General features: G+C 47.9%; 18 protein-coding genes. 8 read left to right on the top strand and 10 right to left on the bottom strand.

The features are described from left to right. Positions 1 to 21: 21 nt before the first annotated feature. From ACYZ97_RS11800 to trxA, 6 genes are all read left to right on the top strand, one after another. Positions 22 to 2,535 (top strand): PAS domain-containing sensor histidine kinase, encoded by a 2,514-nt coding sequence (locus ACYZ97_RS11800; protein ID WP_473299098.1) that lies wholly within the window; start codon positions 22 to 24, stop codon positions 2,533 to 2,535. Further along, positions 2,532 to 4,022 (top strand): tRNA (adenosine(37)-N6)-threonylcarbamoyltransferase complex ATPase subunit type 1 TsaE, encoded by a 1,491-nt coding sequence (gene tsaE, locus ACYZ97_RS11805; RefSeq protein WP_473299099.1) that lies wholly within the window; start codon positions 2,532 to 2,534, stop codon positions 4,020 to 4,022. Before ACYZ97_RS11800 ends, tsaE begins: the two co-directional genes overlap by 4 nt. Continuing rightward, positions 4,022 to 4,747, top strand: a complete 726-nt coding sequence (locus ACYZ97_RS11810; protein WP_473299101.1) for a nucleotidyltransferase family protein — start codon at positions 4,022 to 4,024, stop codon at positions 4,745 to 4,747. The genes tsaE and ACYZ97_RS11810 overlap by 1 nt, the downstream gene beginning before the upstream one ends. Continuing rightward, positions 4,744 to 7,830 carry a double-strand break repair protein AddB gene (gene addB, locus ACYZ97_RS11815; RefSeq protein WP_473299103.1) on the top strand — a complete coding sequence of 1,029 codons (3,087 nt, stop codon included), beginning with the start codon at positions 4,744 to 4,746 and terminating at the stop codon, positions 7,828 to 7,830. Before ACYZ97_RS11810 ends, addB begins: the two co-directional genes overlap by 4 nt. Beyond that, complete coding sequence (gene addA, locus ACYZ97_RS11820) at positions 7,827 to 11,309, top strand: double-strand break repair helicase AddA (protein WP_473299105.1); 3,483 nt, start codon at positions 7,827 to 7,829, stop codon at positions 11,307 to 11,309. The genes addB and addA overlap by 4 nt, the downstream gene beginning before the upstream one ends. A gap of 181 nt (positions 11,310 to 11,490) precedes the next feature. Beyond that, positions 11,491 to 11,811: a thioredoxin gene (gene trxA / locus ACYZ97_RS11825; RefSeq protein WP_473299107.1), complete on the top strand. Its 321-nt coding sequence runs from the start codon at positions 11,491 to 11,493 to the stop codon at positions 11,809 to 11,811. Positions 11,812 to 11,946: 135 nt separating this feature from the next. Here the strand turns inward: trxA and ACYZ97_RS11830 are convergent, their stop codons facing one another. Genes ACYZ97_RS11830 through ACYZ97_RS11855 form a run of 6 tightly spaced genes read right to left on the bottom strand, consistent with a single transcriptional unit; the run spans position 11,947 to position 17,654 of the window. Next, the gene (locus ACYZ97_RS11830) at positions 11,947 to 13,227 is read right to left on the bottom strand and encodes a bifunctional folylpolyglutamate synthase/dihydrofolate synthase (protein WP_473300703.1); all 1,281 of its coding nucleotides are present in this window, start codon (positions 13,225 to 13,227) and stop codon (positions 11,947 to 11,949) included. A 55-nt stretch (positions 13,228 to 13,282) separates the two neighbouring features. Further along, positions 13,283 to 14,152: an acetyl-CoA carboxylase, carboxyltransferase subunit beta gene (accD, locus tag ACYZ97_RS11835; RefSeq protein WP_473299109.1), complete on the bottom strand. Its 870-nt coding sequence runs from the start codon at positions 14,150 to 14,152 to the stop codon at positions 13,283 to 13,285. Positions 14,153 to 14,174: 22 nt separating this feature from the next. Then, complete coding sequence (trpA, locus tag ACYZ97_RS11840; protein WP_473299110.1) at positions 14,175 to 15,002, bottom strand: tryptophan synthase subunit alpha; 828 nt, start codon at positions 15,000 to 15,002, stop codon at positions 14,175 to 14,177. A gap of 9 nt (positions 15,003 to 15,011) precedes the next feature. Next, the gene (gene trpB, locus ACYZ97_RS11845) at positions 15,012 to 16,178 is read right to left on the bottom strand and encodes a tryptophan synthase subunit beta (protein WP_473300704.1); all 1,167 of its coding nucleotides are present in this window, start codon (positions 16,176 to 16,178) and stop codon (positions 15,012 to 15,014) included. Between the two features lie 56 nt (positions 16,179 to 16,234). Then, a complete protein-coding gene (locus ACYZ97_RS11850; RefSeq protein WP_473299111.1) occupies positions 16,235 to 16,894 on the bottom strand; it encodes a phosphoribosylanthranilate isomerase in 660 nt (219 codons plus the stop codon). A 49-nt stretch (positions 16,895 to 16,943) separates the two neighbouring features. Continuing rightward, positions 16,944 to 17,654 (bottom strand): sulfate transporter family protein, encoded by a 711-nt coding sequence (locus tag ACYZ97_RS11855; protein WP_473300705.1) that lies wholly within the window; start codon positions 17,652 to 17,654, stop codon positions 16,944 to 16,946. A gap of 118 nt (positions 17,655 to 17,772) precedes the next feature. Here ACYZ97_RS11855 and ACYZ97_RS11860 point away from each other — a divergent pair, with 118 nt between their 5' ends. Beyond that, a complete protein-coding gene (locus ACYZ97_RS11860; protein ID WP_473300706.1) occupies positions 17,773 to 18,774 on the top strand; it encodes an adenosine kinase in 1,002 nt (333 codons plus the stop codon). On the opposite strand, the gene ACYZ97_RS11865 is transcribed toward ACYZ97_RS11860, so the two are convergent. From ACYZ97_RS11865 to ubiE, 4 genes are all read right to left on the bottom strand, one after another. Then, positions 18,775 to 19,125, bottom strand: coding sequence for a hypothetical protein (locus ACYZ97_RS11865; RefSeq protein WP_473299112.1), 351 nt, complete (start codon positions 19,123 to 19,125; stop codon positions 18,775 to 18,777). Then, entirely contained in the window at positions 19,122 to 20,516 is a 1,395-nt protein-coding gene (coaBC, locus tag ACYZ97_RS11870; protein ID WP_473299114.1) for a bifunctional phosphopantothenoylcysteine decarboxylase/phosphopantothenate--cysteine ligase CoaBC, read from the bottom strand. Before coaBC ends, ACYZ97_RS11865 begins: the two co-directional genes overlap by 4 nt. Positions 20,517 to 20,580: 64 nt before the next feature. Beyond that, positions 20,581 to 22,161 (bottom strand): 2-polyprenylphenol 6-hydroxylase, encoded by a 1,581-nt coding sequence (gene ubiB / locus ACYZ97_RS11875; protein WP_473299115.1) that lies wholly within the window; start codon positions 22,159 to 22,161, stop codon positions 20,581 to 20,583. A 1-nt stretch (position 22,162) separates the two neighbouring features. Next, positions 22,163 to 22,945, bottom strand: coding sequence for a bifunctional demethylmenaquinone methyltransferase/2-methoxy-6-polyprenyl-1,4-benzoquinol methylase UbiE (ubiE, locus tag ACYZ97_RS11880; RefSeq protein WP_473299117.1), 783 nt, complete (start codon positions 22,943 to 22,945; stop codon positions 22,163 to 22,165). A 150-nt stretch (positions 22,946 to 23,095) separates the two neighbouring features. Between ubiE and upp the strand changes: the two genes are divergently transcribed. After that, complete coding sequence (gene upp / locus ACYZ97_RS11885; RefSeq protein ID WP_473299118.1) at positions 23,096 to 23,722, top strand: uracil phosphoribosyltransferase; 627 nt, start codon at positions 23,096 to 23,098, stop codon at positions 23,720 to 23,722. Positions 23,723 to 23,834: the final 112 nt, after the last annotated feature.

The following is a 23,834-nucleotide window of genomic DNA, read 5'->3' on the forward strand; positions in this document are numbered from 1 at the left end:
CAGTATAAACGGAAATTCGACGTGCAACAAAAACGCGCCCAATCACGTATGGAAAGTTTTTTCGTGCCGCTTGGACAGGTCTTGTTTTTTGGTTTTGTTGGTTTTGTTTTGATGGGGTCATCGCCACTTTTGGCGCAGTCTTTCAGTCGATCAACAGGTGACGTTACCGGAATTCAATTTTTATACCTTGGCTTTGCGTTTGGCATTGGTCTTATCATTACATGCTTTTTGGCTGCGCTGATCAATTATACCCGGTTAAGAAAAGCGCGGATGCAGATAGAATCCTATCAAGCGGATATCAGCTTTTATCGTGATCATTCTTTTGATGCTTTTTTGCGTATTAAAGATCAATGCGTTTTATTGTGGGATGATCCGCAGGAATCACCGCGTATATTTGGCCGATTGTTTGGTGGGGCAATATCGCGGCTTGATGATTTGGAAAATTGGCTGGCGCCGCAGACGTGGCAGAATTTGCAGACGCCGCTTGGGCAATTATTGGCGAATGGTAACGCTTTTGAATGTCTGGGCGCGACAGTTCAGGAAGAGTTTATCGCTTTGCGTGGTATCATATTTTCTGGCCATGCTATGCTCGAGATTGACGTATTAAGCGATAGCTTTGTCGATCTTGCGCAACATCGACATCGCGGTGATATACTTGAAAACAAGCTGGATGAATGGCGCAGCTTCCTTACGGCTCTACCCGCACCATTTTGGGTTTATGATGAAAATGGCGCTATTATATGGGGTAATGAAGCTTACCGGCAGCTTGTTGGTCCAATGGCTGAAAGTGCCTCTTTACCAGAATTGCTCAATCAGGAAACATTGGAAAAAATACAGACGTCCGGCGATATATTCGAAGGTGAAATATCTACCAATCTTAATGGGGAGCGGTATCGTTTTCAATTGTACTATCGTAAATACAATAATCGCGCACTTGCTTTTGCCAAGGATATAAGTGAGCAAAATGAATTGCGTAGCGCCTTGAATCAGCTTGCTGCCGGCCATAGCGAAACGCTTGATCTTTTATCTTCGGCAGTCGCTGTTTTTAATACCGATATGAAGTTGAAATTTTTCAACCAGTCCTTTGTTTCTCTTTGGCCGCTTGATCGTGCTTTTCTTGAAACAGCGCCATCCCATGCACTGGTGCTTGATCGTTTACGTGAAAACGGACAGATTGCCGAACAACCCAATTGGCGGCAATGGCAGGAAGAATTATTTTCTGTCTATCGCAGTGTCGAGACAGTCCAACATATATGGAATTTGCCCGATGGCCGGACTTTACGGGTTTTGGCTCATCCCCAGCCGCAGGGCGGCGTTACATGGCTGTTTGAAAATCTGACAGAAAAGCTTGATCTGGAAGCGCGTTACAATACGCTGATCAAGATGCAGGGTGAAACACTTGACCATTTATCGGAAGGGGTTGTGGTGTTTGGAGCCGATGGCCGTTTACGTCTGTCCAATCCAGCGTTTAAAACTGTTTGGGCGCTGCCCCATTCACTGGCGGAAGAGGGAACGCATATTAGCGAGATTGCCAAGTATTGTCGGGCCAAAACCAAAGATGACAACTGGCATGAATTTATTGAATGGGTAACCGGATTTTCCGAACAGCGTGATGCGGCATCCGGCCGTATCTATTTACAGGATGATCATATTCTTGATTTTGCTTTTGCTCCTTTGCCGCAAGGACAGGTAATGCTGACCTTTGTCGATGTGACAGCAAATGTGCGCTATGCGCAAACACTGCGCCAGAATAATGAGCTGCTGTTGGCAACCGATATATTGCGCAATGATTTTATTCAACATGTCTCCTATGAACTGCGCACGCCGCTTACCAATATTATCGGGTTCAGCGATCTGATGAAAACGCCCTCTTTCGGAACGTTGAATGAGCGCCAGCGCGAATATCTTGACCATATTGGTTCGCAGTCGATGGAATTACTCAATATTGTCAATGATATTCTGGATTTGGCGACGGTTGATGCGGGTATCATGAAGCTGCATGTCGAAAAAATCGATATTAGTGATGTCATGAAGTCATCAATGGCACGTTTTGAAGAGCGGTTGGAAATGCGCGGCGTGCATATCAAGCGTAAAATGGCTCGTAATCTGCCGGAGTTTTACGCCGATAATGCGCGGTTGCGGCAGATTCTCAATAATGTACTTTCCAATGCCGCTGATTTTGCGCCACCCCAATCGACTATTGATTTTACCTGTGAAAAGGATGGGGACCAGATCCTGTTTTCGGTTCATGATAATGGTTGCGGTATTCCCGATGATATTTTGCAGCATGTGTTCAAGCGGTTTTCATCGCATAGCCATCACGGAACTCGGGCTGGCGCCGGATTGGGTCTTTCAATCGTCAAGAGTTTTGTTGAGTTGCATGGCGGAAGTGTAGATATAAAGACCGGTGAGGGACAAGGAACAACCGTTTGTTGTTGTTTTCCGCTTGTCCCTGTTGTGCATAGTGCATCGGATAGCCGTGGTGTGGAAAAATCGCATGAGGGTACAGAAGCTGATGAAGAGGTGCAGTCATGACGATGGATATATCTCTTTTTCTGGCGGATGAAGAGGCAACAAAACATTTAGGAGAGGATATTGCCCTTGTCTTAAAAGCCGGTGATGGCGTGGCACTGGTTGGTGATTTGGGCGCAGGCAAGAGTACGTTGGCGCGTGCCATTATCCGCACTTTGGCCGATGATGATAGTTATGAGGTGCCTAGCCCGACTTTTACATTGGTACAACATTATGACGAATTGTATTTGCCGGTCGCTCATGTTGATCTTTATCGCATCACCGATGCGGTTGAAGTGCGTGAACTTGCTTTGCAGGAATATCTGGCGGATGGTGTTGTATTGATTGAATGGCCGCAAAAGGGAGATGGCTTTTTGCCGACTCTTTCCTTGCGCATTGAGATTAATCATGAGAAGGCAGGGCGTCAGGTCATAATTAGCGGTCATGACGATGCTATCAAACGCGTGCAACGCAGTTTTGAAAAACGTCGTTTTTTAGAAATAAATGGACGCTGTCATGCGAAGCGGCGTTATTTGACGGGCGATGCGTCGGCGCGTTCCTATGAGACCATCTGGCAGGGTGATTTTTGTGAAATTCTGATGGATGCACCTAAGGTTGTGCTGCAGGCGAATGGTCAGGGTGACTATGCACGGACAGTCCATCTTTCAACCGATATCGGGCAATTTGTTGCCATAGATCGTCTGCTGTTGGATCAAGGTTTCAAGGCACCGGAAATCCATGCGGTTGATTATGATGCCGGTTTGTTATTATGCGAAGATCTGGGACAGACCGGCATTCGCGATGAAGGTGGTGCGCCGATTGTTGAGCGCTATCTTGAAAGCGCTGCTTTTTTAAGTGTTCTGCATCAAAAAGAATGGCCGCAAACAAAGAAGTGGGATGATCTGGAATGCCGGCTGTTTGTTTTTGATGAAAAGGCGATGGCTGCTGAATTGGCGCTGTTGATGGATTGGTATAAGCCTTATCAAGGCGGAAAAGATGCAAGCGAGGCTGAAAAGGTTTTTTTCTTCTCGGCATGGGCTCCCTATTTCAAACAGATGTCTATGGCTGAGCAAAGTCTTATTTTACGTGATTTCCATTCACCTAATATTTTATGGCAGGATGCCAAGACGGGTGTTGACCAGATTGGTGTTATCGATTTTCAGGATGCGATGATTGGTACAACGGCGTATGATATGGTTTCATTGGCGCAGGATGCACGTGTGACCATAGATGAAAAGACCGAGAATGAACTTGTCGCCCATTATGGGGCTTTGCGCCAAGCCGGTACGCCTGATTTTAATATGGAAGCGTTCCGTTACCAATATGCGATTGCCGGTGCGCAGAGAGCATCAAAAATAATGGGAGGATTTGTTCGTTTGAAAATACGCGATAATAAACCTGTTTATATGAACCATCTACCGCGTATTATTGACTATCTCAAACGTAATCTTTCACATCCCCGGCTTGCATCTTTGCGCCATACCTATCAGGAATTGGGGGTGATTGACTGATGTCGATCTATCCACCCAAACAGGCGATGGTTCTTGCTGCCGGTCTTGGCACACGCATGCGGCCATTGACGGATCGTATCCCCAAGCCATTGGTTGAGATTGCCAGTCGCAGCCTGCTTGATCGCGGGCTGGATAATCTCAAGAAAGCTGGTGTTGAGAAGCTTATTGTCAATATCCATCATCTGGGACAGCAGATTGTCGAGCATCTTGAAAAGCGTAATGATTTTTCAATTACCATATCGGATGAACGTAGCGAATTGCTCGATTCTGCCGGTGGGGTTGTCAAAGCGCTTCCCTATCTTGATGATGCACCTTTTTATATTCTCAATGCCGATACATTCTGGATTGACGGATATCGCTCGACGTTGTTGGCAATGGCCGATTTTTTTGACGGTGACGGCATGGATATGCTGTTGATGACGGTACGGCGTGATCAGGCGGCGGGGCCGGAGCGTGGCGATTTTCTGATGGATGACATGAGACATCTTGTCAGAGCGGCAGAAAATATACCGGAGGCCGTTATTTATGCCGGTGTTATCTTGACGCATAAGGCTGTTTTTGCCGGTGCACGGGCTGAAAAACATTCGCTTAATCTCTATTTCGACCGTGCTATTGGTCGAAACCGGCTTTATGGTTTTCCGCTTGAAGGACATTGGTATACAGTCGGGAACATGGAAATGATTACCCATGTTGAAGGGTTGCTTGCCGAAAGGCAGGAAGCATGACAAAAACACGCCTTTTTTCAATCCCGCCGGGTGCAGCATTTCTACCGACTTTTATCGAAGCATTGCTGGCGGGGGAAATTATAGAAGATTTTATACCGGCACAGGATAATCCGCTTGCTTTGGCAAATATGACAATCTATGTGCCGACACAACGTGCGGCCCGTGCACTGCGCTCAGGTTTTGTTGAACGTCATCCGTTACAATCAAGCTTTTTACCGACAATTCGTGCGCTTGGTGATGTTGATGAGGATGAGAATTTTTTTTCGTTCCATAGCGATATCGGTTTGCAATTGGCGCCGCCCATTGATGTTTTTGAACGGCAGTTGATTCTGGCACGATTGATCCAGCCATGGCGCGAAAATCTCCCCCATCATGTGCGTTCGGTTTTTGGCTCGGAAGATGTGACCATTCCGGCAAGTGCGGCTGATGCGGTCTGGTTGGCTGCTGATCTTGCCCATCTGATTGACGAGATGGATCGTGAAGAAGCGGATTGGAAAAAGCTTGTCGATATTGCCCCCGATGATGTTGCCGAATGGTGGCAGGTGACATTGGATTTTCTGACCATTGTCGGCAATGTCTGGCCTGGTATATTGAAAGAAAAGAAACAGAGCAATCCGGCAGCATGGAAAACCCGTGCGTTGCATTTGGCGGCAAAACGGATTGCAGAAAATCCGCCGCGTGGGCCGGTTATTGCACTTGGTTCAACCGGTTCTGTACCGGCAACAGCGCTTTTGTTGAAAGCGATTGCTGATAGTCCTCGGGGTGCAGTTATTCTGCCTGGTCTTGATCGTGATATGGATGGCAGTGCGTGGCAGATATTGGGTTTTGCTGATCGGGATCCTGCCCTTTTTGGACATCCGCAATACGGCCTTAAAAAATTGTTGGATATTATCGGTGTCGGGCGTGATGATGTTATTCATCTGGGCCATGTATCGAAACCAAAGCGCCAGCGTGAAAAATTGATTAGTGAAGCCTTGCGTCCAGCCGATGCCACCGATCAATGGGCAGCATTAGGGCATGCGGATGATGAAGGTGCTTTTGACCATATTGCCTTGGTCGAGGCTGCCAGTGAGCGGGAGGAAGCATTGGCGATTGCTTTGGCACTGCGTCAGGCAATTGAGATGCCGGATAAAACAGCGGCTCTTATTACCAGTGACCGGACATTGGCGCGCCGTGTTTCGTCAGAGTTGAAACGTTTTGGAATCGAGGCTGATGATTCAGGTGGGCAGCCATTGTTGGAATCATCGCCATTAATATTAATGCGGCTTTTATTGTCGGTGGTTTTTCAGCCCGGTGATCCGGTTGCTTTTCTATCACTACTCAAACATCCTTTGGTAACATTGGGGCTGGAAAGAGCGGATTTGCGTGAAAAGGCAGAACGTTTCGAACGGGTTTTCCTGCGTGGTGGTACAGGAAATATATCAGTGCTTGAGCTGCATGACTTTATTAAAAAACGGCTTGAGCGTATCATGGCGGATTCTCGTCTGGCAGCCCATGCAGAATTGCCACAGGCCGTTGAGGAAGCGCAGGAACTGGTTGGTTTGTTGATCGTTGCTTTGGCGCCGTTGATTGATTTTGCTAATAAAAAGGCTGTTGTCAGTGTCAATGAAGCTGTCACATCAACCGTTGCAACGCTTGAAAATGTCAGCCGCAGTCATAGCGGGTCATTGGATATACTTTATCATGGTGAAGCCGGACAGGCCTTGATTGCGTTGATGCGAAAATTATTGGTCCAGCAATCGCAATTTACATTTAATACCGATGAATGGCCTGATATAATAACCGCGTTATTGGCAGGGCAAGCCATACAAAAGCGTGGCCGCGGCCATCCGCGATTGTTTATATGGGGCGGCCTGGAAGCGCGTTTGCAAACTGTTGATACGGTGGTTATCGGGGCTCTTAATGAAGGCCGCTCACCAGCGAGTGGGCGTAATGACCCGTTCATGTCGCGAATGATGAAAATGTCCATGGGGTTGGAACCGCCCGAACGGCGTATTGGTCTTGCCGCCCATGACTTTCAGATGGCAATGGGCGCCGACAGGCTTATCTTGTCTCGGGCTTTGCGTATGGATAATGCGCCAGCCGTTGCATCACGCTGGCTGCAGCGTATTGAGACGGTTTTGGGATCGGTTGCAAGTGCTGCTTTGCGCCAAAGGGGGCGTATCTATCTTGATTGGGCGCGACAGATCGATCAGGCTGCTGATCGCCCCTTTGCCCTCCAGCCTTGTCCGCGTCCGCCGCTTGCCAGCCGTCCGTCGCATTTTTCAGTGACCGAAATTGAAACCTTACGGCGTGATCCTTATGCTATTTATGCCCGTCGCATTTTAGGGCTCAAGCCTTTGGATGATCTGATTCGTGCGCCATCGGCTGCCGAGCGTGGTACGCTCTATCATGACATTATCGCCCATTATGTCACGTCGCAGGATCAAAAAGGCACGCGCAGCGACTACGATTATTTGATCGAGATTGCCCGCGCGCAATTTGATAATATGCAACTTCCACTGGATATCGAGGCTATATGGTGGCCACGCTTCAGTGTTTTGGCCAAGAATTATCTGATATGGGAAAATGCCCGTTCGGTTAAAACGAAATATGCTGAAATTGGTGCTTCTCCTGTCATGATTGGTGCAACGGATATCACGCTTTCAGGGCGGGCCGACCGTATTGATGCATTATCAGGCGGCGGGGCCGATATTATCGACTTCAAGACCGGATCATCGCCTTCATTACCACAGGCGGCCCATCTTCTTGCGCCACAATTGGCGCTTGAAGGCGCACTTTTGCAGCGCGGCGGCTTTGCCGATTGCGGCGCAATGACACCGGACGATCTCCTCTATGTCCGGTTGACATCGCGTGGAGAGGTCTATCAACAAAGTGTGCCGAAGGCGGCAAAGAAGTCAGCCGCCGAGCTTAGTGAAGAATCATGGCGACGTCTGGAAGAGCTAATCACACTTTATAGCGATGAAAGTCAGGGTTATCTGTCGCGGGCTTTGCCGATGGTTGTTTCTTATGAAGATGATTACGAACATCTGGCGCGTGTTCTGGAGTGGTCATCGGCGGCCAATGCGGAGGTAGATCAATGAATAGCCGCATCATTCCTGAACGGGCATTGATGGCTCAAGCACAAGCTGCTGACCCTGAGCGCAGCGTCTGGGTGTCTGCTAATGCCGGATCGGGTAAAACCCATGTTTTGACCGAGCGTGTTATCCGTTTGTTGATGGCCGGTACGCCACCGGCGCGCATTCTTTGTCTTACCTATACCAAAGCGGCGGCGGCTGTTATGCAGGCGCGAATTTTTGATCGTCTGTCACAATGGACATCAATGGATGATGAAAATCTTGGACGCGCGCTTAAGAAATTGGAAAATAGCCAACCTTCACCGGAACGGTTGAAGCAGGCACGGCGTCTTTTTGCCCATGCATTGGAAACGCCGGGTGGACTGAAGATACAGACCATACACGCTTTTTGTGAAGCTTTGCTTCATCAGTTTCCGCTGGAAGCCAATATTGCAGGCCATTTTGAATTGATGGATGACCGCATGGCGCAAGCCATGATGGACGAAACACGTCGTGCCTTGATTATACGTGCTTATCAAGGTGAGGATGAAAAGCTCAATCGTGCATTTTCGATACTGATTGAAACTGTTGGCGAGACGGGTTTGACGGCTTTGTTCGATGCCGCTGTTGCCAATCGGCAGGCGCTTAAGAAGTTTTTGGCGGCTTGCAGCAACAGAGTGGATACTTTGCGTACACTCTTTGGTCTTGGTGATAGTGTTGATAGGCAGAGTCTGATTGGGTCTATTCAGACAGAGGCGTTATTATCTGCTGATCAGTGTGCATTATTTATGACGCATGGCGGGGCTAAAAGTCGTGAACTGGTCGCGCTGCTGGATAGCGTTAAAAATGCGCAAGACAATGATATGATTATCGCTCTTGCCCAGAAAGCCTATTTTACGGCGGCCGGTGAACGGCGCGGCTTAGCCCAGATTGTACCGAAAGCCTTGCGGGAGGCATTCCCGGATGCTTCTGTTTTGTTGGAAGAAAAACAGCAACGGCTTGAAACCTTGTTCGATCAGCTTAAAACCATTGAGCTGATTACCCTTAACGATCATGCCTATACACTGATTGATAATCTGCTTTTCCATTATGAACAGCAGAAGAAATATAAAGGGTTGCTGGATTTTGATGATTTAATCTATTCCACTTTGCGGCTCTTGAAACGGCGTGGTGCCGGTCAATGGGTACAATATAAGCTTGATCGCGGCATTGATCATATTCTGGTAGATGAGGCGCAGGATACAAGTCCGGCGCAATGGGAAATTGTCCAACTGCTTTCAGGCGAATTTTTTGTCGGCAGTGGACAGCGTGATGTCGAGCGCACAGTCTTTGCCGTTGGTGACGAAAAACAGTCGATCTATTCTTTTCAGGGGGCTGCTCCTGAAGATTTTGCGGCCAATGGGCGGGCTATTAGAAAGCGTGTTGATGCGGCCGGGCGTATTTTCAGTAATATCAGGCTCGATTTTTCTTTCCGCTCGACCCATGAGGTGCTGTCGGCTGTCGATCAGGTTTTTTCATGTGAGGAAAATTATAAGGGACTTTCTGCGGAGCCTGAAAAAACGGTGCATGAGGCTATTCGCAAGAATGAGCCGGGAGAGGTCGATATATGGGAAGCTTTTTCACCCGAAATAGTGGAAGAGCCTGAAGATTGGCGCGTACCGGTTGACCAGTTGCGCGCACCGGCTGTGCGTCTGGCTGAGACGATTGCCGCAACTATTGCAGGTTGGCTGGAAAAGGGTGAACCCTTGCCGGGACAAAATCGGTGTATGCGGGCCGGTGATATTATGATTCTAGTGCGCAAGCGCGACCAGTTTGTGCCTGCACTTAACCGTGCACTTAAAAATAGGGGCATTCCGGTTGCTGGTGCCGACCGGTTGCAGTTAACACGACATATTGCGGTTCGTGATCTTATGGCTTTAGGGCAGTTCGTTTTGCAGCCACAGGATGATCTGGCGCTTGCCGGTCTTTTCAAAAGTCCGCTTTTTGATTTGACTGAAGATGATCTTTTCAAGCTTGCCTATAAACGTAACGGCACATTATGGCAAAGTGTGCAGGCGGCAGCATTAAAAGGAGAAACCGCTTATCAGTCTTTTGTTGATTGCCTGACCCATTATCGGAAAATAGCCGATCAGATGCCGGTATTCGAATTTTACAGCAATATTTTGAGTGCAGATGGTGGACGACAGAAATTCTTGGCGCGTCTTGGTTCGGAAGCCAGCGATGTATTGGATGCTTTTCTTGATTATACATTGAGCGTACAACAAAACGGTCTGCCCGGGTTACAGAATTTTTTACAGGTATTGCAGTCGGAAAATCCTGAAATTAAGCGTGAACTTGACCAGAATCGTGAAGAAGTGCGCATTATGACAGTGCATGCGGCCAAGGGTCTTGAGGGCGCAGTTGTTTTTCTGGTCGATTCTGGAAGCCGTATATGGAATAGCCAGCATGAGCCGAAAATGGTGATGATCGGCGCATCATCGCAGGCCGTACCGGTATGGATACCCAATAGCCGGTTGAAGGTACAAAAATGTGCGCTTGTGATTGACGCGCTGAAAGAGCGTGCGCAAGAAGAATATCGCCGCCTACTTTATGTCGGTATGACCCGTGCCGAAGACCGCCTTATTGTTTGTGGCTATCGTGGGCAAAGACCGCAGGAGGAGACATGGGCGCCGATGGTGCGGACAGCACTTGAGCCGATCTTGCAGGATGCTGTGTCACCTGATCCGGCAATTGCCGCATGGCGTTATCAGCGTGCCGATATGCCGCCTTTTAAGGATGAAATGGCGGTTGTTGAAAAATCCGCAGCATTTTCTTCTCTACCTGATTATTTTCTTCATCCGATGCAACGTGAAGATGCACTGCCGCGTCCGCTTAATCCGTCAAAGACCTCTGTTTCTATCGAAGCGGATGCGGAAGAAATAACAGATCGATTATTGATATCACCGGTTTTATATGATGTGGCCCCTGCATCATCAAAAGCAATGGAGAAGGGTAATGTAATCCATGCGCTTTTACAATATTTGCCGGATATTGCGCCTGATCAACGTCGTGTACGTTTGCGCCAATATGTCGGGCAGGTATGGCCGCATGCTGATATTGCGGTGATAGATGATATAGAAAACCATGTTATGCGGCTCTTGGATGATGAGCAGTTGCAGCCTCTTTTTGTGGATGGAGCTCGTGCAGAAGTCTCTATTATGGGGGTTATTGACTGGGCTGGGCGAAAAATTCCGGTTTCGGGGCAGATCGATCGGCTTGGTGTCACGGATGACCGGTTGATTATTGCTGATTTCAAAACCGGTTATATGCCAAACAATAAGAATGAGGTTCCTTTCGTCTATCGGGCACAATTGGCACTTTATGCAGCTTTATTGAAACCGCTTTATCCAGACAAACATATAGAGGCTATGTTGATTTATAGCCGTGGCCCACGTTTCTTCTGTTATGATGATGCCGCTTTACAGACTGAACTGGATCAATTGGCGTTGCCAATAGGCCGGTCTTGATACGTTTCTTATTAAGACAGGACTTGACGAAAGCACTGATGATCGCCACATACAGGGGCAGATTAAATATATTTCAAGGCCGCTTGCTGGCAAGTGATTGAGAATGTGTTATAGAATGATCAGGTGATGGAAGCATGTGTATATGTTATCTGTGACTTGAAAACGTAAAGGATGAGGGTTTATGGCTACCATCAAAGTGGATACGAATAATTTCGAGAGCGATGTTTTGAAAAGCGCTGAACCGGTTGTCGTGGATTTCTGGGCAGAATGGTGTGGTCCGTGCAAAATGATTGCACCTTCATTGGATGAAATCGCCACGGAAATGCAGGGGCAGATCAAGATCGCCAAGATCAACATTGATGAGAATCCTGAACTGGCTACCCAGTTTGGTGTGCGTTCCATCCCGACATTGCTGCTGTTCAAGGATGGGGAAGTTGCATCCAATATGGTGGGTGCGGCGCCTAAGAGCCGCTTAGCGGACTGGATTAAAGGCGCTCTTTAAATAAATATATTGCAAATGCGTAAATGATAGACAGCCGGTTATTGACCGGCTGTTTTTATGCGCGCCTTACTTTAAAGCCAATCGTAGATTTGTTGATGGAGGTTAAAAACCTTCGTCGCTTTTGATGTTGTTGGTTTATTGTGGCAGTGTGCCATTTTCGAATAGAATAGTACCTGCCAGATAGAGCGAACCGGAAATCAGCAAGCGTGCATCGGGTGTATTTTTGGCGATTTGTTGCAGTGCCTGATCGATTGTATCAAATGATGCGGCTTTTAAACCTGATTTATTGATTGTTTCTGCCAATTCTTGCGGGGGAATGCCTGCATCGCTTGAATTGACCGGAACGGTATAGACGGCTTCAGCCATGCCTTTGAAGGAGCTAAAATAGCCACCGGCATCTTTGGTGTTGATCATGCCGGATAAGAGGATGAGCGGCTTGGGATCGCGTTGATTAAGCAAGCGCATAGTTTCAGCGATCATCATGCCAGCATCGGGATTATGCCCGCCATCCAACCAGATATCCATAGTTTGGGGTAATCGTTTAACTAATTTTCCGGTTGTGAGATGTTGCATACGGGCAGGCCAGCTCACGGTATCCATTGCTTGTGCAATGGATTCTTCATTGATATTAAAGCCCGCTTTTAACACGGCTTCTATAGCGGTTGCAGCATTGCTGATTTGATGGTGGCCAATCAAATGCGGTAATGGCAGATCCATCAGCCCGCTGTCATTTTGGAACGCCATGCGGCCATGTTCTATAAAGCCGGTGAAATCTTGCCCATAAATGGAGACCGGCGCTTTGACACTTTCCGCTTTTTGGCACAAGACAGCAATTGCGGCATCTGTGCGTTGTTGGCCGATAACAACAGGGCATCGTTCTTTAATGATTCCGGCTTTTTCGAAAGCTATTTTTTCGATTGTATCGCCAAGAAAAGCAATATGGTCGAGTGAAACGGGCGTGATGACACTGACAGCACTTTTATTGATAACATTGGTGGCATCAAATCGCCCCCCCAGTCCCACTTCCAAGATGACCGCATCTGCGGGCTGTTCGGAAAACAGTAAAAAGGCAACGGCACTTAAAATTTCAAAAACAGTGATTTTTTGACCTTGGTTGGCAGTTGCAACGCGGCGAATAGCATCAGCAAAGAGGGTGTCGTCAACGAGTTTTCCGCCGCCTTTTTGGCCGATACGATAACGCTCATGCCAATGAACGAGATGTGGTGATGTATGAACATGGACATTATAGCCCGCTGCTTCCAGAATAGCCCGACAGAAAGCCGATGTGGATCCTTTGCCGTTGGTTCCGGCAATATGGATGACGGGCGGCAAACGGTCTTGTGGGCGACCGAGTCTTTCCAGAAGCGCGTATATGCGTGTTAGCGAAAGATCAAACCCCTTGGGATGAAGGGTCATTAGATCATTGATGAGCGTTTCAGCTTTGCTTGCCGTCACAGTCTATTTTGCTCTTTCACGCAGCCTTTTGTGTGGCCGGTTTTTTCATCATGATTTTCAAAAGCCGCGCAATGGTCTCTTTCATTTCAAGACGTGAAACCACCATATCGACCATGCCATGTTCCTGTAGATATTCTGCGCTCTGGAAACCCTCCGGCAATGTTTCACGGATAGTCTGCTGGATTACGCGTGGACCGGCAAAGCCGATCATTGCGCCGGGTTCTGCAATATGGATGTCACCCAGCATGGCATAGGAAGCCGTTACGCCGCCGGTGGTCGGGTTGGTTAGCACCACAATATAGGGAAGTCCGGCTTCTTTCATCATTTCAACAGCAACAGTGGTTCGTGGCATCTGCATGAGTGACAAAATACCTTCCTGCATGCGTGCGCCACCTGAAGCAACAAAAAACACCAATGGGCGTTTTTCGGCAATAGCTGTTTCAAATCCTTTGATAATTGCCTCACCGGCAGCCATGCCAAGCGAGCCGCCCATAAAGGCGAAGTCTTGCACGGTGGCAATGATCGGCAGGCCTTCAATTGTGCCGCGAGCATTGGTAATATCGTCATCGACTCCTAATTTTGCACGATAGTCTTTCAGGCGGTCGATGTATTTCTTTTCATCGCGGAATTTCAGCGGATCGGTCGTAACTTTCGGATTTTCGAGAATTTCATAAGTGCCATTATCGAAAAAATGCTTCAGCCTGTCTTTAGTAGGAATGCGCATGTGATAGCCGGAACCGGGAACGACAAACTGGTTATTCTCCAGATCCTTGTGGAATACCATCTCGCCGCTAACTGGATCTTTGATCCAGAGATTTTCCGGCATATCACGCTTTCCCAGCATCGAATTGATCTTCGGGCGGACATAATTGGTAATCCAGTTCATGTCGTTTCTCTCTTTTTAACTGTTAATCGCGTGCCTGTGAGACACCGCGTGCAAGGGCTTTGACAATATTGGTCGCTGCTAGAACCGCATCGCCTGTGCTTTGTCCCTTTTCGTCAAGGGTTGAGGCAATGGCACTAACAATGGCCGAGCCGACGACAACGCCATCGGCATTTTTAGCGATTGTCTTGGCTTGTTCTTCCGTTTTGATACCAAATCCAACCGCAATTGGCAAAGTGGTATGTTCTTTGATGCGTTTTACTGCGTCACCGATTGTGTCGGTATTGGTAAGTGCTGTACCGGTGATACCTGTCATCGATATATAATAGACAAAACCGGATGTGTTTTTTAACACAGTGGGCAGACGTTTTGCATCTGTGGTCGGGGTTGCCAGACGAATGAAATTAAGTCCTGCGGCCAGTGTCGGTAGGCAAAGTTCCTCATCCATTTCCGGCGGCAGGTCGACGATCAGCAGAGCATCGATACCGGCAGCTTTGGCATCTTTCAGAAACTGTTCAACGCCATACACATAGATGGGGTTGTAATAGCCCATTAAAACGATGGGTGTTGTGTCATTGGATTGGCGGAAATCAGCGACCATAGACAATGTTTTTTTCAGGGTCTGGCCGCCTTTGAGCGCACGCAGACCTGCTGCCTGAATGGCTGGGCCGTCAGCCATGGGATCAGAAAAAGGCATGCCGACTTCGATGATGTCACTGCCAGCTTGTGGTAATGCTTTCAGGATGGAAAGCGCTGTTTGATAATCCGGATCACCGGCCATCATATAGGTGACAAGCGCAGGGCGGTTTTGGGTTTTGAGGTTTTTAAAAGTAGTATCGATACGTGTTGTCATTTTGTCACCTTACATTTCCATGCCGAGCAGACTGCCAACGGTGTGGACATCCTTGTCGCCACGTCCGGAAAGATTGACAATAATGATCTTGTCCTTGGCCATTTTGGGTGCGAGTTTCATTGCTTGTGCCAGCGCATGCGAAGATTCAAGAGCAGGCATAATACCTTCTATCCGTGTTAGATATTGGAAGGCTTCAAGCGCTTCATCATCCATAATCGGTACATATTTAACGCGGCCTGTATCCTTGAGCCAGGAATGTTCAGGTCCGACACCAGGGTAGTCAAGGCCGGCAGAAACCGAATGGCCTTCGATAATCTGGCCATCAGAATCTTGCAGCAGATAGGTGCGGTTGCCATGTAGAACGCCGGGTGAACCTGCCGTCATTGAGGCACAATGCTCAACGCCTTCAAGCCCGCGTCCGCCTGCTTCGACACCGATAATTTCGACCGATTTATCATCAAGGAAAGGATGAAATAGGCCGATAGAGTTTGAACCGCCACCGACAGCCGCAATAATCGTATCGGGAAGACGGCCTTCACGCTCCAGAATTTGTTCTCTGGCTTCTTGTCCAATGACAGACTGAAAATCACGTACGAGTTCCGGATAAGGGTGTGGGCCAGCGGCTGTGCCAATGAGATAATAGGTGTCATGGACATTGGATACCCAGTCGCGCAGGGCTTCGTTCATGGCGTCTTTTAACGTACCATGACCGGCGGCAACTGCGTTGACTGTGGCGCCGAGTAATTTCATACGGAAGACGTTGGGTTTTTGTCGCTCGACATCGGTTGCGCCCATATAGACGGTACAAGGTAGGCCAAAACGTGCCGAGACAGTGGCGGCGGCCACACCGTGTTGGCCAGCACCGGTTTCGGCGATGATGCGGGTTTTTCCCATGCGTTTGGCCAATAAAATCTGGCCTAGGCAGTTATTGACCTTGTGTGAGCCGGTATGGTTCAAATCTTCGCGTTTTAAATAGATTTTGGCGCCGCCCAGTTCCTGTGTCAGCCGTTCGGCAAAATAGAGTTTGGACGGGCGTCCAGCGTAATGGGTAGAAAGCTCGGCGAGTTCACGTTTGAAAGCGGGGTCGTTCTTGGCGTCATTATAGGCCTGCTGCAGCTCAAGAATAAGTGGCATTAGTGTTTCAGCAACAAAACGCCCGCCATAGATACCGAACATGCCTGTTTCATCAGGGCCCGTCCGGTAGGAATTTAGTTCAACCGCTTTTGTCACCCTTAATCTCCTAAATCTTGTTCCGCTTTGCGTACAGCCGCAAAAAATTCATCAATGCGCCTTTTATCTTTTATGCCTGGAGCCGTCTCGACACCAGAAGAAATATCAATGGCGCGCGTATGCGTTTTAATAAGCGCTTCACCGATATTGTTGGCATTTAATCCACCCGAAAGCATGTATGCTATCGTTTCGTCAAGATGACGCAGCACATTCCAGTCAAATGATATACCATTTCCACCGGGAAGATCGACTCCTTCCGGTGCTTTGGCATCAAAAAGAAATAGATCGGCAATACCCTGATAGGGTGTAATGGCGGTAAGATCAGCCTTCTCACGGATAGCAAAAGCCTTAATCGTGCCGACATTGTAGCGTTTTTTGATTTGCGTTACACGCTCAGGGCTTTCATGGCCATGAAATTGGATGATGTCGGGTGCCATTTCACGCATGATTTCGTCAAGAAAGGCATCATTTGCATCAACGGTTACCGCCACACTTTTAGCATGGTCCTTGGCAAGATGACGCAGAGGGGCAGCCTCTCTAGGAGAGATATTACGGGGACTTTTTTCAAAGAAAATAAAGCCGATATGGCTGGCACCATTATCAAGGGCTGCTTTGACACAGTCGTGTGTTTTCAGTCCGCATATTTTAACATCTGTTTTCATGAAAATTGTTCTTTCATAAAATGATGGCAAAGTCGAGTTCAACAATAAGTCAGACAGTTATGGGCGGCTTTGCGCTCAACTGTTTGTGCAGATGCGTCATAAGGGCTGCAGCAAAAAGTGGCGAGGCCAGATTAAGAACAGGAACAGAGACAAAGATTGCAATGACAAGGCCTGCACAAAAAACCGTAAAACTATGCTGTCGGTAAAAGGCGTAAGCTTCGTTTTCTTCACGTAGTCGCATGGCGGCAAAAGAAAAATATTCTCGCCCCAAAAGATAGCCATTGATTACATAAAAGGCGACCAGATTGATGCCGGGGACGAAAAAAAGCGCCAGTGCAATCGCGTTTCCGATGAGACTCAAGAGCAAAAATTTCAGTGAAATCACTGTGGAGCGGCCGAGTGATAGGGCTTTTCCTTTTGGATCTGTTGGATAATCTTCACATTCGATGACTTCGGCTGCATCATCAATAAAGAAGCCGCCGATGAGCGCTGTAATCGGGGCAATCAACAAAGCCATGACAAGGGCCAATCCGAAACTGAAAATAATGAGCCCTATGAAACCGATCCAGCCGACCCAATCCGGCATGCCGGGCAGAAAGGATAAAATCCATGGAAAGACAAAGCTTAAGAAAAAAGCGCGTACGGCAAACCATAATAGGGCCAGTACCAATAATGTCATGGCGAGCGATTTCCATAGCATGGAACGATAGGGTGGGGTGAAAAGGCGCTGAAAAGCCATGGAGACAGAATTTAAAATCATGTTGGAGTAAATAAGAAAGTCGCGTATAAGAAACAAGATGTTTTTACAGGTTCTAGCTATTCTGTTTCTTTGTCGCTAAAGGAAAGGCAGCGTGGTTAAAAAGGGAGCGCTGGAAGATATGGCAAAGTTTGATGTATTGGCGGTTGGCAATGCGATTGTTGATGTCCTTGCCCGGGTGGAAGAGGATTTTCTGGTACAAAATGGCATTATCAAGGGTGCCATGAATCTGATTGATGCGCAGCGTGCCGATTTCCTTTATAGCCGTATGGGACAGGCTGTCGAAATGTCAGGCGGTAGTGCAGCTAATACGGCTGCTGGTGTGGCCAATCTCGGTGGTAAAGCCGCCTATATGGGCAAGGTTGCTGCTGATCATTTAGGGCAGGTTTTTGCCCATGATCTGCGTGGCCAAGGGGTTGTCTATGATACGCGGCCGCTTGAAAGCGGGGCTTCAACAGCTCGTTGTATGATTTTCAATACACCCGATGGCGAACGTTCGATGAATACCTATCTTGGGGCCTGTGTCGAGTTTGGGCCTGAAGATGTCGAAGCATCAAAAGTAGCTGAATCGAAAGTAATCTATTTTGAAGGTTATTTGTGGGATCCACCACGCGCCAAGGAAGCGATGCGTTTGGCTGCAAAAATTGCGCATGAAAATATGAATGAAGTAGCGATTACGCTTTCTGATTCCTTTTGTGTCGATCGTTATCGGAATGAGTTCCTTGAACTGATTCGGAGTGGTACCGTGGATATTGTTTTTGCCAATGAGGCTGAGCTTCTATCGCTTTATGAAATGTCGTCTTTTGATACGGCAATGACAGCAATACGTAATGATGTGCGCAATTTTGCCTGTATCACGCGTGCTGAAAAAGGGTCTGTCATTATGAAACGTGAAGAGACCTTTGCAGTCAAGGCCTATCCGGTCGAGAAGGTAGTCGATGCAACAGGTGCCGGTGATCTTTATGCGGCTGCTGTCCTTTATGGTTATACCAACGGTATATCGTTTGAGGATAGTGCCCGGCTCGGTTCATTGGCCGCTGGTGCCATTATCCAGCAGATTGGTCCGCGCGCACAATTTTCGCTGCGGGATATGGCGGTTCAAGAAGGTCTTATCAAGGCCTGATCAAGGGTTCAGTACGCTGGTCAGATAGGTCATCATTTCAGAAAATTCGGGAAAGATATTATCGGAACCTTCGGCTGAAAATTCGCGGATGGTCATGACGCTATCTTTCTCATGATAAACTTCATAAGAGGTCGAGAAGACTTCCACTTCGATGCTGTTATTCGTGTCAATTTCCCAGAAGAAGCATAATGTTGGAAAATAGCCGCGTTCCAAGGCGTCTGGCGGGCGAATGGTTTTGCCAGCTGCAAAGACGAAATGGGCCGTATTGTGCAAGGCTTCCTGATCAATTGGTTCGCTTGATTGGTTATCAATTTCTTTTAAACGTTCAGGGATATCGGACCAGTCTATCATGATGGAATATTTTTTCCGTTCAGTATGGTGGCAATTTTTTGTGCCAGTTTTTCGGCAAGTTGAACTTTATCCATTTCTGGCCATTTTTCAATGCCGTTACGGCTTAAAATGTGCACCTTGTTTTTATCGCCACCCATAATGCTGGAGCCATCTGGATTGAAGGAAACATCATTGGCAATGATAAAATCGGCGCCTTTTTTATCAAGTTTCTTGCGGGCATTTTCTTCAACATCAAAAGTCTCCGCAGCAAACCCGATTACTAGTTTCGGGCGGTTTTCGGCATGACCGATGGAGCCGAGAATGTCGGGGTTTTCAACCATTTGCAAAGTAGGGGGAGCCTCGCCTGAGCTTTTCTTGATCTTGTTGGGGGCTTGTTTTGCTGTGCGCCAATCGGCAACGGCTGCCACAAAAATACCGGCATCGGCAGGCAGTGCGGCGTCAACAGCGCGTTTCATCTGCTCGGCTGTTTCAACGTGAATGGTCGTTGTCCCTATTGGATCGGCAATAGAAACAGGGCCGGAAACAAGGGTGACGTTTGCACCCAGTTTAGCCAATGCCGCGGCGATTGCATGGCCTTGTTTGCCGGAAGAACGGTTAGCAAGGTAACGTACCGGATCAATGGGCTCATATGTCGGGCCGGATGTGACAACGATATGTTTGCCTGCAAGAGGCCTATTATGGACGCCCAAAATATGTTCTACCGCGGCAACGATAGTAGATGGTTCACTCATGCGCCCACGTCCGGCTTCATTTTTTTCAGCCATTTCACCACTTTCGGGGCCGATAAAGTGATAACCATCCTGTTGAAGTGTCTTGAGGTTGCGCTGTGTTGCTACGTTCATCCACATGGCCGGATTCATCGCCGGTGCCAATAAGACCAGAGCTTTTGTTGCTAGCAGAATGGCGCCTGCCAGATCATCGCCAATTCCATGGGTGATCTTGGCCATACGGTCGGCCGTAGCGGGTGCGACTATAATCAGATCATGGTCACGGGCCAACCGGATATGGCCGATATCCTGTTCGTCCGTGCGTGAGAAGAGATCGGTAAAAACATGGTTGCCTGAAAGGGCACCAGCCGCCAAAGGGGTGATAAATTTTTGCGCTGCCTGTGTCATGACAATGGTTACTTTGGCTCCACGTTCACGCAGGCGACGGATGAGATCAAGGCTTTTATAGGCGGCAATACCGCCGCCAATGATCAAAAGAATATTTGTTGATTTCAATGATTGCGCCTGAGATGGTGTCGCAACATATGATGCTAATAGTGATGAAGGCGGCTTGGATAAGAGGATTCGTACTTCTTCTTCCATGGATCGACCATTTTTTGCTGCTCGAACACGTAGGGATTCCTTGACATCTTCCGGTAGGTTACGAATAGTGATACTAGCCATAATTGAACTCAATTGATTGCAATGCAATCAATATAATTCATTTGTTGCTTTTGTAAAAGAAGGATCAGAGAATAATTTTGATCGTAACGGCAATGATACACAGAGTGACAATCATTAAGGCAATGCGTTGCAAACGTTGATTCTTTTTATTGATTGCCGCTAGTTTCTTGATGGTGTCATCATCAAGGCGCCATCCATTTTGCGCCTGATCATGTAAATCTTGGGCTATGTGTTCAAGACCTTGCACCATTTCTGGTGTTTTGCGAGCCAAGGTAATAAGTGCCTGTGCCCCGTCGCGCATATCTTTGGCAAAGCCGACTGGCCCCATATTCTTGATCATCCATTCTGATACAACGGGCTCTGCGGCTTTCCACATGTTGAATTGTGGATCAAGGGTACGGGCGACGCCTTCCACCACGACCATGGTTTTTTGCAATAGTAGCAGTTCCGGCCGCGTTTGCATGTCAAAAAGTTCGGTGACTTCAAATAGCAATGTTAAAAGCTTAGCCATAGAGATGGTCTGTGCGGATTGGCCGTGAATCGGTTCGCCAATGGCGCGATTGGCTTGGGCAAAGCTTGCTACATCATGAAAGCGCGGTACATAACCGGCATCGAAATGGACGCGGGCTACACGCATATAGTCGCGATTTATAAAGCCGTAGAGAATCTCGGCGAGAAAGTATTTTTCCTTTTTGCCAAGTCGTCCGGTGATGCCGAGGTCAACAGCAACAATACAGCCCTTTTCATCAATGAAAAGATTGCCCGGATGCATGTCGGCATGGAAAAAACCATCACGTAATGTATGGCGTAAAAAAGATTGCATCAGTGTAACAGCCAAAGCATCAAGATCGAAACCGGCATCTTTGATAGCCTGTGTTTCTGACATTTTGATGCCGTCGATCCATTCCATGGTTAGCACATCGCGGCCTGTGCGTTCCCAATCAACTTCCGGTACCCGAAAACCTGGATCGTCCTTGATGTTTTCATCCAATTCGGAAAGGGCTGCCGCTTCAAGGCGTAAATCCATTTCGATTTTTGTGGTCTGGGCGAGATTTTCAACAACTGATACGGGTCGTAGGCGACGGGTAAAGGGAACGTAGCGCTCTTGCGCTTCAGCCACCATAAAGAATCCTTCAAGATCTTTGGCAAAACGTTGTCTGACACCCGGCCGCATTACCTTGACGGCTACTTTACGTAAAGAACCATCAGACTCGCGTACCGTTGCCGGATGTACTTGTGCCATAGAGGCGGCAGCAATCGGCTCACCGAATTCAACAAAGAGATCGTCGATTTTGCGGCCTAATGAATTTTCAATCTGGGCAATGGCGGCATTTTGTGGAAAAGTGGCGACACTATCTTGCAGAAGCGCTAGATCATCAGCCACATCCCGTCCGACAATATCGGGGCGGGTGGCCAGAAATTGGCCAAGCTTGATATAGGATGGACCAAGCTTGTTCATTGCCCGTGACATATTTTCTGATCGCTGGGACTGTTTGGCGCGACGACGTGCGACAAGACCTGCCATTTTATGGCCCAGTGCGGGTAATCCGCTCAGGCCATCGGCAGGTAGCGCACTCAACACCCCTTCACGCGCCAGTATCCAGCCGGCACGTATGAGGCGCCATGAAGCGGTCAGTTTCGACATGTCAGATTTTCCAGCCTGAGTGCATGGCGGCAATGCCACCGGTAAGGTTGCGATAGGACGTGCGCGAGAAACCGGCTTTCTCGATCATGGCCTTGAAATTATCCTGACTTGGAAATTTACGGATTGATTCGACCAGATAGCGATAGGAATCGGCATCTCCCGCAATCATCTGTCCGACACGCGGGATACCGTGGAAGGACCATAGATCATAGACCTTGTCGAGAATTGGTAATTCTACTTCTGAAAATTCCAGACACATAAAACGTCCGCCCGGTTTTAAGACGCGGAAAGCCTCTGCAAGTGCCTTGTCGATATGTGGCACATTGCGGATACCGAAAGCGATGGTATAGGCGTCGAAGACTGCATCATCGAAAGGTAATTTTTCAGCATTGGCTTCGACAAAACTAACATAAGGATCAAGCCCTTTTTTGATGGCGCGTTCCTTGCCGACTTCCAACATCGAACCATTGATATCAAGAACAGTAGCGTTAGCATGACGGTTTGATGTTTCAATAATCTTGAAGGCAATATCACCGGTGCCACCGGCAACATCCAGTACTTTCCAACCATTGATATGGGGTGGTGAAAGCCATGCGACAAAGGCATCTTTCCAAAGGCGATGCATGCCGCCCGACATGATATCATTCATAATGTCATATTTTTTGGCAACAGAATGAAAAACCTCGTTGACGAGGGTTTGCTTTTCGTTCTCGTCGACTTGTTTGAAGCCGAAAGAATTTTCCATACCACCTTTTGCGCCGACGCGCTCGGATTGCGCTGACATTTTATCTGCCTTTCAATATTTTCTTATTTATTCCCTAAACCAACTTTGCTCTTTAGGGAATGACAAATGGTGAAAAAGGTAAATCCATGTCGCTTCTTTCTTCACCTGAGACGTGGTTTCTGTCTTAATAGGCGTATAAGGAGACCAATTATGACTGTGAACGTCGTTACCCACCCTTTGGTTCAGCATAAATTGACAATGATGCGGCGCAAGGAAACGTCAACCGCTGAATTTCGCCAGTTAGTGCGTGAGACCGCCCTGCTTCTGGGATATGAAGTGACACGTGACCTTGAATTGGAAGAGGTGCGGATTGAGACGCCGATGGAAAAAATGGCCGCGCCGGCCTTGAAAGGCAAGAAACTGGTGCTGGCATCCATTCTGCGTGCCGGCGAAGGTCTGTTAATGGGAATGCTTGATCTGCTACCATCGGCGCGGGTCTGCCATATCGGTCTTTATCGTAATCATGATACATTGGAAGCGGTCGAGTATTATTTCAAGGCACCTGAAGATATTGCCGAGCGGCTAACCATTGTTGTTGATCCGATGTTGGCAACAGGTAATTCGGCGATTGCTGCCATTTCTAAATTGAAGGCACATGGTGCCAAGAATATCCGTTTTGTTTCTATTTTATCGGTACCACAGGGGATTGCGCATTTACAGGATGTCCATCCCGATGTTGATATTTATACGGCTTCCGTTGATCGTGGACTGGATGAAAACAGTTATATATTGCCCGGCTTAGGAGATGCAGGAGACCGTATGTTCGGGACAAAATAAAAAGAGGTTCTATGAACACTTTTTGCTGTTTGTTATGTTTTTTGAAAAATGAGTATGGCTTGAGCCTAATATGTTGTCTGCATCAGGCTTAATGAGTGAGCTGCATCTATAT

It is taken from the genome of Bartonella sp. bp_1 (assembly GCF_055808085.1).